At 60.7% G+C, this 15,287-nt stretch carries 14 protein-coding genes; 12 read left to right on the top strand and 2 right to left on the bottom strand.

Going from position 1 to position 15,287, the window contains the following annotated elements; genetic code table 11:
• Positions 1-5: 5 nt before the first annotated feature.
• Positions 6-1,253 (bottom strand): tyrosine-type recombinase/integrase, encoded by a 1,248-nt coding sequence (locus AABE10_RS32625; RefSeq protein WP_342937226.1) that lies wholly within the window; start codon positions 1,251-1,253, stop codon positions 6-8.
• 173 nt (positions 1,254-1,426) lie between these two features.
• Here AABE10_RS32625 and AABE10_RS32620 point away from each other — a divergent pair, with 173 nt between their 5' ends.
• The 10 genes from AABE10_RS32620 (at position 1,427) to AABE10_RS32575 (ending at position 11,144) form a co-directional block, all read left to right on the top strand.
• Positions 1,427-2,515, top strand: coding sequence for a DNA-binding protein (locus AABE10_RS32620; protein ID WP_342937225.1), 1,089 nt, complete (start codon positions 1,427-1,429; stop codon positions 2,513-2,515).
• Positions 2,505-2,717 (top strand): hypothetical protein, encoded by a 213-nt coding sequence (locus AABE10_RS32615; RefSeq protein WP_342937224.1) that lies wholly within the window; start codon positions 2,505-2,507, stop codon positions 2,715-2,717. Before AABE10_RS32620 ends, AABE10_RS32615 begins: the two co-directional genes overlap by 11 nt.
• Before the next feature lie 113 nt (positions 2,718-2,830).
• Complete coding sequence (locus tag AABE10_RS32610) at positions 2,831-3,877, top strand: PDDEXK nuclease domain-containing protein (protein ID WP_342937223.1); 1,047 nt, start codon at positions 2,831-2,833, stop codon at positions 3,875-3,877.
• Between the two features lie 1,862 nt (positions 3,878-5,739).
• Positions 5,740-6,900 (top strand): toll/interleukin-1 receptor domain-containing protein, encoded by a 1,161-nt coding sequence (locus tag AABE10_RS32605; RefSeq protein WP_342937222.1) that lies wholly within the window; start codon positions 5,740-5,742, stop codon positions 6,898-6,900.
• Positions 6,901-6,902: 2 nt separating this feature from the next.
• Positions 6,903-7,565, top strand: coding sequence for a hypothetical protein (locus AABE10_RS32600; protein WP_342937221.1), 663 nt, complete (start codon positions 6,903-6,905; stop codon positions 7,563-7,565).
• A 196-nt stretch (positions 7,566-7,761) separates the two neighbouring features.
• Positions 7,762-8,229, top strand: coding sequence for a TIR domain-containing protein (locus tag AABE10_RS32595; protein WP_073426886.1), 468 nt, complete (start codon positions 7,762-7,764; stop codon positions 8,227-8,229).
• Positions 8,169-8,855 (top strand): hypothetical protein, encoded by a 687-nt coding sequence (locus AABE10_RS32590; protein ID WP_428983422.1) that lies wholly within the window; start codon positions 8,169-8,171, stop codon positions 8,853-8,855. The genes AABE10_RS32595 and AABE10_RS32590 overlap by 61 nt, the downstream gene beginning before the upstream one ends.
• A 3-nt stretch (positions 8,856-8,858) precedes the next feature.
• A complete protein-coding gene (locus AABE10_RS32585; RefSeq protein ID WP_342937220.1) occupies positions 8,859-9,998 on the top strand; it encodes a nucleoside triphosphate pyrophosphohydrolase family protein in 1,140 nt (379 codons plus the stop codon).
• Positions 9,995-10,657, top strand: coding sequence for a uracil-DNA glycosylase (locus AABE10_RS32580; RefSeq protein WP_342937219.1), 663 nt, complete (start codon positions 9,995-9,997; stop codon positions 10,655-10,657). The genes AABE10_RS32585 and AABE10_RS32580 overlap by 4 nt, the downstream gene beginning before the upstream one ends.
• Positions 10,658-10,763: 106 nt before the next feature.
• Entirely contained in the window at positions 10,764-11,144 is a 381-nt protein-coding gene (locus AABE10_RS32575; protein WP_342937218.1) for a hypothetical protein, read from the top strand.
• An 870-nt stretch (positions 11,145-12,014) separates the two neighbouring features.
• Here AABE10_RS32575 and AABE10_RS32570 read toward each other — a convergent pair.
• Positions 12,015-12,491, bottom strand: coding sequence for a hypothetical protein (locus tag AABE10_RS32570; protein ID WP_342937217.1), 477 nt, complete (start codon positions 12,489-12,491; stop codon positions 12,015-12,017).
• A gap of 604 nt (positions 12,492-13,095) precedes the next feature.
• On the opposite strand from AABE10_RS32570, the gene AABE10_RS32565 reads away from it, so the two are divergent.
• Together AABE10_RS32565 and AABE10_RS32560 are read left to right on the top strand one after the other, a co-directional pair.
• A complete protein-coding gene (locus AABE10_RS32565) occupies positions 13,096-13,839 on the top strand; it encodes a hypothetical protein (RefSeq protein WP_342937216.1) in 744 nt (247 codons plus the stop codon).
• Between the two features lie 117 nt (positions 13,840-13,956).
• Positions 13,957-15,285, top strand: a complete 1,329-nt coding sequence (locus tag AABE10_RS32560) for a caspase family protein (protein ID WP_342937215.1) — start codon at positions 13,957-13,959, stop codon at positions 15,283-15,285.
• Positions 15,286-15,287 lie beyond the last annotated feature (2 nt).

Below are 15,287 nucleotides of genomic sequence, written 5' to 3'. Positions count from 1 at the left end.
CGGTTTCACCAGTCGATGCGATGTTTCTCATCGGTCTCGTGGTGCCGGCGATCATCGTCGGCGTGCAGATACAGGCTGGTGGTGCTGAGCGACGCATGGCCGAGGTTGTCGCGCACGAGCCGCAGGTCGACCTGCCGGTCGGCCATGTGCGACCCCGCGGTGTGGCGCAGCCAGTGCGCCGAGGCCTGCTCGAGCAGCGCGGCGCGAGCCTCGAATTGTGCGCCGCGTGCGCGCAGCCGGCCGGCGGCGCCCGCAAACACGTCCTTGACGATCGTATGCAGCGCCGCCCGCGTCAGGGGCAGGGGCCGGTGTGAGGACTTCGCAGCCTGGTCCCGGGAGGTTTCCGAAGTCGATCCTATCGGCAGCACAAGCGGCGTGGCCTCATGCGGGGAGGGCAGCGCGGTCATCCCCAGCGACTGCCGGTACCGCGTGAGTTCCGTCATCATTTCACGCGTCGCGGGGACCAGCCGTTCCCTGTCGCCCTTGCCGTGCACGGTCAGCCACCAGCGCATCGTGCCGTCGGTGTCGCGCCGCACGAAGAACTGCCCCATCGTGTTGCCGCCCGCCTCGGCGATGCGCAGCCCGCCCAGATACAGCAGCGTGAACAGCCACCGCACCCGGTGATAGTGGGCGCGCGCGCGGGCGGTGTCCTGCGGCATCGATGCAATGAAGTCCTTCACCGCCTGCCACAGGCCCGGTTCGAGATAGCGGGTGATGCGCGACGCGGTTTTCCGGGTGCGCTGGCGTGACAGCGCGAGCGGATTGCCGGCGAGGTAGCCGGCCTGCACCAGCCACGAGAACAGCGCGTTGAGGATCACCATCGCCTGGCGCGCGCTGGCCGGGGAGAGCGGCCCGTAGAACGGACGCCAGCGCGCATCCCCGCGTGGATGCTTGCGGCCGCCGCCAGCGACCCAGAGCGCGGCGGGTTGCGGATCGGCGAGGAAGCGCTGGTAGCGCAGGCAGTCCTCGTGGGTCAGCGACGACAGCGGCTTGCCCAGTTCGACCAGCGACCAGAGCAGCAGCCGTTCCGCTTCCTTGCGGTAGTTCGCGAAGGTCGTCGGGGTGTCGGCGAAGCGCGCGAGCCACGCGCGGATCGCGTCGAGATCGTTGGCGGCGGCAATCTGCGCGTGGCCGTCCGTCGCGCGGTTGGTGCCGGCATGACCGTCGAGCGCGGCGGGAAGCACGAGCGTCTCGAGCGGGGCGGGCTGCAGCGCCAGAAGACTGGTTGAGCTGTTCTTCGGCAGGTTCGACATGCAGATGAGCCCTTTTCGGGAAGGGTGAGCTTTTCCGGGGGCACCGTTAAATACGCCCGAATATTCATTGTTTACGACATTATGCGGATAATGTCAAATTACTGGCCATCCGTAGTTGGATATATGCCGTTTTACGTTGTATTATCCATGTGTCGAAACACTTTTTCTGGTCCATGGCCGACACTCCTGCCGACCTCCCGTCCGATGACGCCCGCCTCGCGGCCGAGATCGACCGCCTGAAGGCCGCGTTGCCGAAGACCCGCGAGCTGTACCGCGAGGTCTGCGCGCTGCTGTTCTTCCGCTTCGGCCAGACGCCGACCGCGAACCGCCTGTACCAGCTAGTGAAACGCGGCAGCATGGGCACGCCCGCCGCAGTGCTGGGCGAGTTCTGGGCCGAGCTGCGCGAGAAGAGCCGCGTGCGCATCGAGCACCCGGACCTGCCCACCGATCTGCGGGACGCGGCCGGCGAACTGGTCGCGACGCTGTGGACCCGCGCCACGGCCTCGGCGCAGGCGGAGCTCGACGCGCTGCGCGGGGAAGTGGAGGGCGAGCGCACGGCCGCCGAGCAGCGCGTCGCGGCCGCGCGCGCCGAACTGGCACGCACCGAGACCGCGCTCGAGCAGCGCACCGCGGCGCTGCTGGCCGCGCAGGTCGAGGTCCGCGAACTGGAGAACGCGCAGGCCGAGATGCACGCGGCGCGCCAGGCGATGGAAGCCGACATCGTGCGCCTCAAAAACGAGGCGGCGGCACGCGACCGTGAACTTGAGAAGGTGCGCGACGGCTTCTCGCGCGACCTCGAGAAACTGCGCGAAACAGCGGCGCAGTCCGACGAGCGCCTGCGCGCCACAGAGAAGCGCGCACTGCTCGCGATCGACCGCGAACGGAGCGCGGCCGCCAGGCTGCAGAAGGAACTCGATGAGGCGAACCGGCGCGCCGACCGGCGCGACGCGGAGCATCGCCGCGCCGTCGACGCTTTGCAGGCGCAACTCGGTGACGCGCGCCATCAGGCGGGCGTGCTTCAGGGGCGCCTGGATGCCGTGCAGGCCACGAACGTGACGCTGCAGCAGCAACTGGCAGCCCTGCGCCGGGCGGACGTCCGCCATGCCGGGCCGGCCCGGCCAGGCCGTCCGAAGGGCGCCCCTGCCGGGACCAGCGCGGCGCGTCCGGCGCCGACCCGGCCCGCGCGTGCGCCGCGCGTCGCGTCCGCGCCCGCCAGCAAGACGGCGGCGCGTCGCAAGCGGGGCAAGACCGATGGCAAATAGCCCCCGCGCGCGCAGGAGACGGAAAACCCCGGCCTGTCCGCCGATCGGCGCGCTGATGCGCTACGGCGAGCGGACCGTGCGCGTGATCGCCGAAGCGAGCGGCCAGCGCGTGATCATCGAATCCGTGGACGAGGACGGTCGCACCTTCCGCAGCACGGTCAAATGGGCTAGTCTGGCCGCTCTTGAAGGGCAGCTTTTCTGAGCGTGATGACGATGCAATCGACCACTGGGAGCAGCAGCTGCGGTGACGGGTTGTCCAGGGCGGATCGTCCCCGGATAATGTCTGGACTGAATTGACATGCCGTCTCGAATCGCATGACCGACCAATTGATATCCGCTGCCCTGGGCGACGATTACCGGACCTGGCTCGCCGAGCTCAAGCAGCGGGTCGAACGTGCCCGGCAACGGGCGGCCATGAGCGTAAACCGGGAACTCGTGACGCTCTATTGGCAGATCGGCCGCGACATCCTGGAGCGGCAGCAGCGGCAGGGGTGGGGCGCCCGGGTGGTCGATCAGTTCGCGCGCGACCTGAAGGCGGCGTTTCCAGACATGCGCGGGTTTTCGCCGCGCAACCTCAAGTACATGCGGGCACTCGCCCTGGCGTGGCCGGAGCCGGAATTTGTGCAGCAGCCTGCTGCACAATTGCCGTGGTTCCATCTCTGCACGCTGCTCGACAAGGTCAAGGAGCCGGCCGCACGCGACTGGTATGCCAGCAAGTCGCTCGAGCACGGCTGGTCACGAAGCGTACTCGCCATGCAGATCGAGACGCGGGCACACGCCCGGACCGGAAGCGCCATCACCAATTTCAGGGAGCGACTGCCACCCCCACAGTCTGACCTCGCCCGCGAGGCGCTCAAGGATCCGTACATTTTTGACTTCCTCAACCTCGCGGAAGACGCGCAGGAGCGCGACATCGAGCAGGCGCTGACGACGCACATCACGCGGTTCCTGCTGGAACTTGGCGCCGGCTTTGCGTTTGTCGGTCGCCAGTACCGGCTGGATGTAGGCGGCGATGAATTCTTTGTTGATCTCCTCTTTTACCATTTGAAGTTGCGGTGTTACGTCGTGGTCGAACTCAAGACGACGCAGTTCCGGCCAGAGTATGCAGGCCAGCTTAACTTTTACCTGTCTGCCATCGATGCGCAGGTCAAGGCGCCAGAGGATCACCCGACCATCGGCCTGCTGCTGTGCAAGGAAAAGAACCGGCTGGTTGCCGAATATGCTCTGCGAGGTGTGGCAAAGCCGATGGGCGTCGCCGAGTACCAGTTGCTGCGCGAAGTGCCGGCTTCTTTTGAATCGACGCTGCCTTCGATTCACGAGATCGAGGCCGAGCTGCGCCACGACTTGAAAAACGATTCATGATCGTTTTTAACGCGCGAGCGGATTGCGTGCCGGCAGAGTCGCGAAGGCAGCATGATAGAACCGCGTCGCCGCTGAGCGTACAACTACACCCAAGGTCACAGTAACGTGTTCTACGCTCGGGCAACGCGATGCCACTAGCCTAACGGCTCCGCTTAATAGTCTCCGCAGTGCGGAGACTATTAAACCGGACGCACCGAAAGACGCGATGGATTGCCCCTGTCCCGGATCCGGCGACGGTTACGTAGATAAGCGGACCGTGGCGATGAGCGAAGTTGCTCAGCAACAAAGGTTTGATGCGAAACGCTTCGGGTTACGTTTTGCCGTGAAATCGCGCTGTTAAAAAACAAAAACTTATCTTAACAGCACAACTTTCCGTAACTTTTTATGAAAATTTGTTCCGTCGCTCACGTAACGGCGGCGCGATATTTCGCCGAGCTTGGTGGCACGGCTGGCCTCGTCATCTGGCCGAAATCGCTCAATTCGGCCAAATGGTTTGGTCCCCCGGTGGGATGTGCCTTTGGTAAGCTCGTTCGGCGCAAGTCGCGCGTCAATCCCTCCAACCGTTACGTGGTCTTCAGTCGCGGCGTGTTGATGCCAGCCGCCAGAGTCGTTGTGGCGACCAGCGCGTGAATACCGCCCATGGCGCTGCGATACCTTCTCTCAACGGCCTGGCGCTCCGCCCGCGGCAAGTTGGCGTTGTGCGCGGTGCCCCCGCATAGGCACTCCCGTAAGTCCTGTGAGGCGCCATCCTGGGTCGGCAGAACGTCGAGGACGGCGGTTGCAGGTGGTAGACCCAGTCCCTTCCCCCAGATACTTCTCGCACCCTTGGGCTGGGCCAGGCATGTTGCGAAAGATGAGCAGCTTCTCGCGCTGCCCCACCGGTTGCTGTGCCAGAGGCACGATCACATCCTGTGAACTAGGTTTGGCTCGGCGCTGCACGATGCGGTGGGAAGGCAGCAAGGTCTCGGTCTTGGTGTTTCCATCGGCATCGACGTACTAAGATATTCCGCGGCGGTCGAGCACACGTTCGTTCCACCAACCGCACGGGCCGCTTGCGCGACAGTAGGAGCGGAACGCCGAGCCAGCGGTCGAAGCTGTTCAGATTGCCGATGACCGGCCGACAGGATCACGATCTGTGGCTCAATACCCCGCTGGCCAGCGCAAGAGCAGCGAGAAGATCAGTTCGACCGTGATGCCGCTGTGAGTCGGTGATGAACTGCCCCACGTCTAGCACAACCAAGCCGAGCTGCGTCAGAAGCCTTGGCGAGTCGAGGGCGAGGTTAAAAAAGGTCTCGTAGGTGAAGAAGCCCAGGTCATAGCGCCCGGCCAGCACGGGCCAATGCCGTAAGTGGCGTCGCCGCTGCAGCGGGCTACGCGAAGTTCTGCCGCCGCATAGCGCTCGGTGAACTCCTCGAACTTTTCGATAACCAGCGCGCAATAGGGCAAGAGGAACGCCGCCTTCTTGCCGCGTAGGCATCAATAACCATCTCGATAGCTCCATCCCCGAATCGAGCGGAGCGCGCCTTGACGCGACAGCGTTGTGCGACACGATCGAAGGCCTGAATGCGCGTCTGTGGTAGACGAAGCCGCGACGCACACGGAAGTTCTTCGCACGGCCCTTCGGTCGGGTTTATGTGCTACGCATAGATCGGTAGCAGAGCAAGTACTTCTTTCCTTTTTCGCAGCAAATCATCTATCATTTTTGCCACTTATCTTGACTGCGGCACAAAACGAAAGAATGCAACAGAATGGATTCTTAGTAGGGGCTGCTGCCGTCGGGCCACAAAAGACGAACCAGCGTCGGTATAACGATATTTCCTCACGGATCGAGGCCGCGGCGAAGGCCGCGAGTCACTGAGCTTATGAGCCTGTACGAACTGGCTATCCTGGGCAGCCCCACGGCTGCCGACCGGCATCGACTGAGCGCAACTATCGAAGGCATGATCGGTGATTTCGGCATGACTCTCGGTGCCGACGTAGTAATCCACGACGGGGCGTCCGTCCCTACCCGTGATGTCCGTGCTGCGTTTGCAGCAGCCTATTTTGGCGGCGCGCCGCTGGGGGATGTCGAACCGGCGCGGGAGATCGTCGCCGCAAGCGCGCCTGTGATCCCGACCGTTTCGGCCGGTCAGCCGTTTGGTGCAGTGATTCCGGACTTCCTCCAGTCGGCAAATGGCCTGACGCGTCGCGACGACGATGCCGAAATGACCGCGCTTGCCTCGGCGTTGCTGGAATGCGTTGGGCTGCTGCGTCGCCAGCGAAGGGTATTTGTCAGCTATCGCCGGACCGAGTCGCGGGCAGCGGCCCTGCAACTGCATGACCTGCTGTCATCGCGGGGCTTCGATGTGTTTCTCGACACGCACAACATCCGGCCCGGTGATCCGTTCCAGGATGTGCTCTGGCATCGACTCGTCGACTCGGACGTCATGGTCATGCTCGATACACCCGAATATTTCGACAGCCGATGGACCCGTCAGGAAATCGGGCGGGCGAGGGCCAAGGAAATTCAGGTTCTGCGCGTCATCTGGCCGGAGCACGTCCCGACGAAACTCACTGACCTGTCAGAGACCGTGTACCTTGACGTCGGCGATCTCGAAGGGGCTGATGGCCCTATCGCGCATGCAACGGCTGATTCCATCGTATTGCGGATCGAGCGACTGCGCAGTCGCAGCATTGCTTCGCGGTACATGTCGATCACCGGAAAGTTGCGCGCGGATGTCGAAAAGATCGGTGGCTCGATAGAAGCGATCGGCGCGCACCGCGCCATCGCGCTACGCCTGCTTGACGACAGGAAGATCTGGGCCTATCCGATAGTTGGGATTCCAACTGCGGAGACGCTTCATGATGTCGCAGACAAGGCGCAGCGTGCAGCGCAGCGCGAAGCCCCTGTGCTCGTCTATGACCACATCGGGATCCGCGATGCCTGGACTTCGCATCTGCGCTGGCTTGACGAGCATATCCGCGCGGTTCGCGCGATCAAGGTCTCCGAGGCGGGGTGGACACTTGCTGCGTGGGGAGACTGATCATGAACGACGCCATCTTCCTTTCGGCCGGGGTCCCAGATCCGCGCAGGGGACCCGACTATGCGGCGACTGCCGACAGCGTGGCGGTCGCCGCTGCCGTCTCGGCGCTCGTGCATGTGGTCCTCGGTCGCCGGGAGCTCGTCTGGGGCGGTCACCCCGCCATCACGCCGATGATCTGGGTCGTCGCACAGGATATTGGCGTCCAGTACGAGAAGTGGGTCCGCCTTTATCAGTCGAGCTTCTTCAGGGATGAGTTTCCCGAAGAGAACGCGCGATTTCAGAACGTCACGTTCACCGACGCCGTGGAGGCGGACCGTGACAAAAGCCTGCTCCTGATGCGTGAGCGCATGTTTTCCGAGAACCAGTTCAAGGCGGCCGTGTTTATCGGCGGTATGGGCGGGATCTTAGAAGAGTATGAACTGTTCCGGCAACATCAGCCGCACGCCAGCGTGATCCCGGTGCTCTCAACGGGCGGCGCGGCACTGCGGCTGGCTGAACGCATCGGGCACCTGCCGGCGGACCTGTCGAATGATCGCGACTATGTCGCGCTGTTCCATCGACATCTTGACATATCGGTAAAAGAGGAGCGCTATCCCACGCCTGAGATGCAGCCGGATACGGTGGAGGATCGTTTCTGGACACCTCCTATGAAGAAGGACTCCTGATGGATGGCATCATCCGTGCGGGAATTGGCGGCTGATGACAGTCGTCGCGCCGGTCCGGATCAAGTTGTCTGTGCTTCAGGGAGCGGCCGATGGCGGCCAGTTTTTGATCAGATTGAAAGCAGTTTTCCAAAATGCAGTCGATCGTGCAAAGCGGTGACGATCGTCGATGTTTGTCATACGTCTACGGGGGCGAGAAGTGGCGGAACAAAGAAACGTATTTATCAGTCACGTTCATGAGGACGATGCGGGGCTCCAGAAGTTCAAGGATCTGCTGGCGCCAAAAGGCGTTGATGTCCGGGATTCCTCGATTCACACGGGGAAATTCAACAACGCGACCGACGAGCACTACATCAAGACGCAGATCCTCGCGCCTGCGATCAACTGGGCCGGCGTGTTCGTCTGCTACGTCTCCCCGCTCACGAAGGACAGTGAATGGGTGAACTGGGAGATCGAATATGCGGCCAAGCAGGGGAAGCGTATTGTCGGCGTCTGGGAGCATGGCGAGAAGGAATGCGATCTTCCCGAGGCGTTGAAGCAGTATGCCGATGCGATGGTGGGCTGGAATGGCGATGCGATCATCGATGCGATCAACGGCAAGGACACGTGGGAAAAGCCGGATGGCGGCCCCTGCGATCCGGTCCCCCTCAAGCGGCATCCCTGCTGATGGCCCGCGTTCACTCTTACGTGGTGCGATACGACAGCGGCTTCGCACCCAATCCCTTCTACGGCTACTGCACACTCGCCACCTGCAAGCCCTCGATCCGGCGCAGCGCGTCCGTTGGCGATTGGGTGGTTGGCAGCGGCAGCAACGATCGAAGCGTGCGTCGTGGCGGGCATCTGGTGTACGCGATGCGGGTCACGGACACGCTCACATTCGATGAATATGGCGCAGATCCGCGTTTCGGCCCGAAGAAGCCATTTCGTCACGGAAGCCGCAAGCAAAGTTGTGGCGACAACATCTACTTCAGGGACGGGCCGCAGGCACCGTGGCAACAGCGTGATTCGTTTCACTCGCTGCCCGACGGCTCGCTCAATCCGGATCACGTGTGTAGGGACACGGGTGTAAACCGGGTGCTGGTCAGCGACGACTTTATCTATTTTGGCGGCGAGGGTCCCGCGTTTCCCGAAGACCTGAAAGACCAGCAAGGTCGTCTGCTGTGCAAGTCGGGGATCGGCCTGACGACGTTCGACGATCCATTGCTGGTCGCCGGCCTTGAACAGTGGATTCGCAGTCTGGGGGCGACGGGGTATCAGGGCGCGCCGTTCGAATGGCTGACGCTTCGCAGGTGATCGATGAAGAAGGACGGCACCCTATTGTTGTCCGACTACGCGGCGCAGATTGCACCCACGGACGTTCTTGGCCGGAGCGATTTCAGCCCCGTGCTCCAGGGGCTGTATGGCGAGGTCGGCGGGATCATGACGACGGCCAAGAAGCACGTGCGCGAGCAATCCGCCTTCCCGGGATTCCGCAAGGCGGCGGAAGAAGAATTCGGCGATACCCTGTGGTATCTGGCTGCCATCTGCCGACGTCTCGACGTCCCGCTTGAAGAAGTGTTCGCCGAGGCGGCGAATCACGGCAACTTCAGAAACGTGGGAGCGGCGAGCGATGTCATGGAAGGGGCGATGGCCTACATCGCGGTGCCGGTCGCCGTTCCCGTTCCGCTTGACACGACGTTGGTGCGACTGGGACAGTCGGCCGCAGCCCTGCTCGGATCGGTCGCTCCGGATCGCGCCGGTCTGGTCGCATTTGCCCGGGCCTATCTGGATGCGATGCATGCGGCAAAACTCGCTTTCTCGGACGTGGCGCGTGGCAATATCCGGAAAGCGCGCGGGGCGTTTCTGGAGCCCGGGACGGCCGATCTGGCCAGCCTTGATTTCGACAGGGCGTTCGGACGCGAAGAGCAGTTGCCCAGGGAATTCCGGATCAGGGTCAACCAGCGCGGCAGCGGCAAGAGCTACCTTCAGTGGAACGACGTTTTCATCGGGGATCCTCTGACCGACAACATCGCGGACCGCGATGGTTACCGGTTTCACGACGTCTTTCATTTCGCGTATGCGGCGATATTGCACTGGTCGCCAGTGATACGCGCGTTGATCAAGCATAAGCGAAAGAGCAATTCGAGGTACGATGAAGAGCAGGATGGCGGGCGGGCGATCGTTGTTGAAGAAGGGCTTACGGCCTGGATTTTCTCGAAGGCCAAGGAACTCAATTTCTTCGAGAACCAGAAGAAGGTTTCTCTTGGAATCCTGAAGACCATCGGTGAATTCGTGAATGGCTACGAAGTCGAAAAATGCCCGCTCAAGCTTTGGGAGCGGGCGATCCTGGACGGCTATGCGGTATTCCGTCAAATGAAAGAAAATGAAGGTGGCTGGATCGTTGGTAGTCGGGAACAACGTACCATTGCCTATCTGCCACTTGAGCCAAAGGAATGAAGATCCATCCGTTTGTTGAGGCAGTGGCCTCGCTGCAGTTTGAAGACTGTTTCAATCCCTATTCGGATCGTTGCGAAGTGCATGACCGGCGTGACGCGCCGCGTCGCCGCGCAGCCGCGCTTTCCGCCATGGTGCGGTGCGCGGTGCAGGAGCCAGTGGACGCAATTTGGATCGGGCGGGACCTCGGATACCGGGGAGGGCGTCGTACAGGGCTGGCGCTGACTGATGACGTTCATATCAGTCAGCACGCCAGACGATGGAATCTTGAGCTTTCCGAAGAGCGCCCAACGAAAGGCAGCGCGGTGTCGGAACGGACTGCTGCGGTGATATGGAACATGCTGGAGCACATTGATGCCCGCATTTTCCTGTGGAATGTCTTCCCGCTTCATCCGCATGATGCGGGCGATCCCTTCTCCAACCGGCAACATAATGCCCGCGAACGACGTGCCGGGGAAGAACTGCTGCAGCAACTCATCTGCCTGCTACGGCCGGCCCGGATCGTCGCCATCGGCAACGACGCCGCAGCCGCGGCGAATCGCATTACCGGTTCCGTGCCTGTGATCTGCGTGAGACACCCCAGCTATGGAGGACAGACTCAGTTTCAGCAGCAGATCGCCGATCTGTATGGGCATTCGGCGCGGGCGGACTCACTGTTTTGACCCGTTACTTCCCTTGACGAATACGGGGTCGCTCGACAGACGCGGCTAGCGTCCATGCTGCAGCTTTCCCTGCGATCGATGACGACCTGGCCACGACGTCGCCCCAATGAGGCTGCGTGGATGTTGTCCGCAGTGCGGTGGCGACCGGTTCGTCGAATTCAACCGCTCATCAACAGGATATCTCAATGGCTTCCATGCAACCTCTTGCAGGCGTATGTGTTCACGCCATCGCGGGAATTGGGGCAGATGCTCGACCGAACTGAAGGCAGAAGCCGAAAGTATCCGGAGTGAACTGGAAGCCGTACGCGACGACGAACAGGTAGCTTTCGACAACATGTTCGCGAGCAGGCAATCCGGCGAGCGCTGGCAAAATGTGGAAGCGTCCATCGACAACCTCGACACGGCCATCTGTGCGCTCGATGAAATCGAAGACCTGACGGACCTCGTCGATGGCATCGAAGCGCTCGGCAATGCGGAGAACGGATAACGTCTCCAGGGTTGTTGCCCGGCCTGGGGCGGCGCGAGAGACTCGGCATCAGGGGAGACTCCGCCCGGCGCTCCCGGCCGCGTCGTTTTATGAAAGGCGTGTGACTGGTTCCGAAAACAATCCGGTTCCCTGACGTCAACGAATCCGGGCCCGATTCGTTTTGACAGTGGACGACGCAATGATTCGTCGCCTTCCCCCCACTCACTGGAGACTCCAATGAAGAAGCTTGCTGCCGCCCTGATTACATCGCTGTTTGCTAGTGTCGCATTCGCCCAGGCGTCCGCACCTGCTGCGACCGCACCGGCAGCCGCCGCTACGGCGCCGGCCACGGCCGCCACGACGCGGGCGCCTGCACACAAGACGACGAAGCACATGCACAAGGTGAGTCACCACGTGACGCACAGGAAGGCGGCGCAATAAGACACAGCTTTGGCGCGAAGTATCAGAACCCTGCTTCGGCAGGGTTTGATGCTTTGAGCGATCGGCCCTGAACAGGCAATCGTGTAGACCTCGTCAAGGTGTTCGCGGCAGTCGGTGGGCGCGGCCCGCATTGGGCTCTCTCAAACAACGCTGCCTGGTGCGAATGCGAGCACCTTGCCGCCAAGGCATTCGCGGCGGCCCGTGGGCGGGGCCGTCAGAGTGGACAAGCTGGCGCTTGTGCCTCTCAGAATCCCGCAAAAACGCTGCCTTATGCGAGCGCGAGTGCCTTGGCTCTTCACGCCTTGCGTCGCGCATCGAATGCACGCACTGTGGCACTGTGCAGATTACGATATTGAAAATTCCGTGACGAGGGTTGTGCGCGCGCTTAACGCTCTTCGGCCCTGGCGGGACAAGTTCGCGCTAGCAAGTGAGAGGGTAGATCAAAGACTTCTACATCAGGCGTGAGCTGACGGGCAGGTCGTCGGCCAAACCCGCCGTTGGGACGAGCATCGGCCAACGGCTGCTGTGGTCGGCATTGCCGACGTCGACCTCGAGACAAGTTCGAACGGCGGCTTGGTTCCCCTTGGAGGTCAGCAGACGACCCGCATCGGGGTATTTGTCCTTTTCGTGCATTTTGTGGCGGTAAAGGCGCAAGAAGCCGCTTGCAGCAAGGCTGAGCGGTCCCGCACGTTTTTTCACTTTGACGGATTTTCGACTGGTTGATTTGAAAGCGCTTTGCCGTGCAAACCGCCAGAAAATGCACGGAAAGGACGAATACCCCGATTTGCGTTGGTCAAGGAGGCGGGATCGAGGGTCTTGTCGTTCATGATGGTGATATGTCGGAAAACATATTGTGATTACCTCATCAATGGCCTTTAGATCGCATCGAGCACGGACACCGGCATCCTGGTTTTGCAAAACTTTCATTCGCGTTTGCCGGCATCGTCCACGTCGCACTTCACTCACGATTGAAAAAGGAACATGGGGGCGATCTCTCCGCTCCCGCGAGGTACTTAGCCCGATTCCGTGTACATCGTGACGTTTTTCCTTTCGCACGCTCCTGAGCAGCAAACTCGTCGAAATGCACACGTCGTACGCGCAACGCCTCAATAGGCATCGTTCCTTGGTGTCCCTTTAACTGGGCGGTCGCTGGCAGAGGTCGGAATGCAGTATCGGTATATATCGAAAATATCCATGCCGAAGATAGCCTGGAGTTTTAGGCAAGCCTCTCGTTCTCTCGTTAAGCGGCAGGGTCGGTTTCGTTAAGGGCAAACGTTTGCTTTTATGGCCGGATGTTCGCCTTTCGCTTGTCAAGAGCGTGTAATTGGAAATGCAAAAAATATAACCTTCCAGCTCGATGACGAATTCATAAGCAAGGTGCTAAAGTTCAAGCCGCCTTGGCCGAAATACATTCAGAATTGCGGCGAACCTTGAGAGGGGGCGCCAAACGGCTTCAAGTGGCGTAGCTAGTCGCGGCAACGAGTAGGACGTCGTGATGATGCTGCATGGGCGTTTCTAAAAAAGTAAATCCATGACCAAAAACATGACATTGCGCGCAGCGGCGCTGACCGCTGTGGCGACGGGGATGCTGATTCTGTCCAGCGGGGCACAGGCGCAGGAGTCGGCAAACGACGATCTCAATTCGTGCGTCCATAAGGAGCAGATCCTCACAACGGCCAAAGGCGCGGGCATTGGCGCGTTGACGGGATTCGCGGCGATGCTGGTATCCAACAAGAAGGACGATGCTGTCAAAGGAGCCGCTGTTGGCGCGGCCGTCGGCGCTATCGCTGGATTCGCCACGGCCTATTACACTGCAATCGACACCTGTTTCAAAAAGAATCCCGCCTGGATTCCTGAGTCGAATTTTCAGCGCACCAAGTCATTCGAGAAGGTCAAGAAGGACCTCAAGTACAAGTCGAGCCAAGGCGTCGTCGTCAAGGCCAATTCGGTCACAATTGATGGGCCGGTCAAGGCGGACGGGCAAGCCGTGGTCAACAGTACTTTTGATCTTATGACGCCGGATGGCGCGGAGAAGTCGATCGCGATCGAGCGCAAACTGTATGTCATCGGCGACGACGGCAAAGAGACCCTGGTTCCATTTCCGGGGCGAAATACTGAAGAACACGTGTTCGAAGCGGGCGAGCAGACAGATACAGTCCGAGTTCCGGTCCCGCACGGCGCTAAGGCAGGCAGTTCCTATCGTGTCGAATTCAGCGTGGCAGCAGATAACAAGCCCGCTTCTGTAGCGTCCCAGAAATTCACTGTCTCCGAATAATGTCCGACCGTCCCGAATCACTGGGATGAGGGACAGTATCGTGCAAGCCCTGACGGTCACTGCCAGTCTCAATTGCCGGCAGTGACTGCTCATGGGTCGACTTGGCGTCTAGAACTGATGAAATCGTACCTTCAGCGCATCGGGATCCTGGTAGTCTCAATTTTGCTGTCCGCGTGCGCAGCAAGCAGTTTGCCCGGCTACCAGAATGCCTACCATTCGTACAACGTTCCTCAAAGTCTCGTCGACAGGATCAAGATCAAGTTTCATGAGCACGGCCTCGCTCGCGCGTCCGTCGCGCGGGACAGCACAGGAAGAATCCAGCTGATCGGCAGTTACCAGAATGAAGACGAGGTGGACGAGGCGTTCATCATCGTGCAGTCAATCGTCGGACTGAAGTCGACGTCGCCCTTCTACCCGCAAGATATCAAGCAAAAGCGTTGGGAAATCGCAGCTGGAAAGGCATTGGACGCCTATACCCGGGATGGCGGACCTCGTTCGAGCGTTCCCGTCAAGCGGGCATTGGTCGTTGGATTAAATCATTTCGGCGATCCGTACCACATCAAAGAGATTCAGGGCCGTGACGATGCGATAGTAGTGCAAGACTATTTGAAGCGTGCTGGCTACAACGTTACAACGTTGTTGGACGACCGGGCGACGAAGGCGAACATTGAAGGCGCACTTAATGCGCTCGACCGCAGTGTTGGCCCTAACGACGACGTCTTTATCTACATCTCCAGTCATGGTACTCCGCCGGTGCCTACCTCAGGTGGTGGCGACCAGCGAAAGATGTCGATTATTGCCTATGACTCCGGCGGTCCGAAGACGATGTCGATGACCGACGAGACCGAGTTCAACCTATACATCCAGCGCCATTCAGTACCAGACACATTGGTGCAAAACGTTGCTCGTCGGCCGAGCCACACAACCCGCGTGGTGATCGACACATGTTTCAGTGGCGACATGCTGGACGATATCCAGGACGAAAGCACAGCCTACATCCGGAAGACGAACGGCGGCAAGCCAGAGAAGGCTGGGATTTCGCTCGCGTCATGGACGACATCGGATTTCACGTCAAAGGGAATCCAGTTCGTGGGCGATCCAAAGGACAAAGCAGCGAGCGGACAGAAGAAGTCGCCTCCGACAGCTGTCGACAGGAATCGCAATGGATACACGATTATCACGGCAACGAGTCCCGATGAAGAGTCCTTGGGGCCTAAAGCCGGTCGCACATTCCAGAGCCCGGTTGACGGCCAGCCGTTGAAGGGTTCTTTCTTTACGCAATCGCTATTCGCGTACCTCGGAACCAACAACGGTCGGCTGGGTCCGGCGTTCCGGGAAGCGCAGACATTTACATCAGAGAAAGCGGTCGAGGTCACGAAAGGCGTGGGGCACCAGACGCCGAGGCAGTTTTCGACGATTTCTGACGAGCAGAGCGCCGTCGACTAATC

This window comes from Paraburkholderia diazotrophica, from assembly GCF_038900755.1.
Lineage (GTDB): Bacteria > Pseudomonadota > Gammaproteobacteria > Burkholderiales > Burkholderiaceae > Paraburkholderia > Paraburkholderia diazotrophica_A.
The sequence above is the reverse complement of the archived record's forward strand: the minus strand, read 5'-3'. Positions and strand labels throughout refer to the sequence as shown.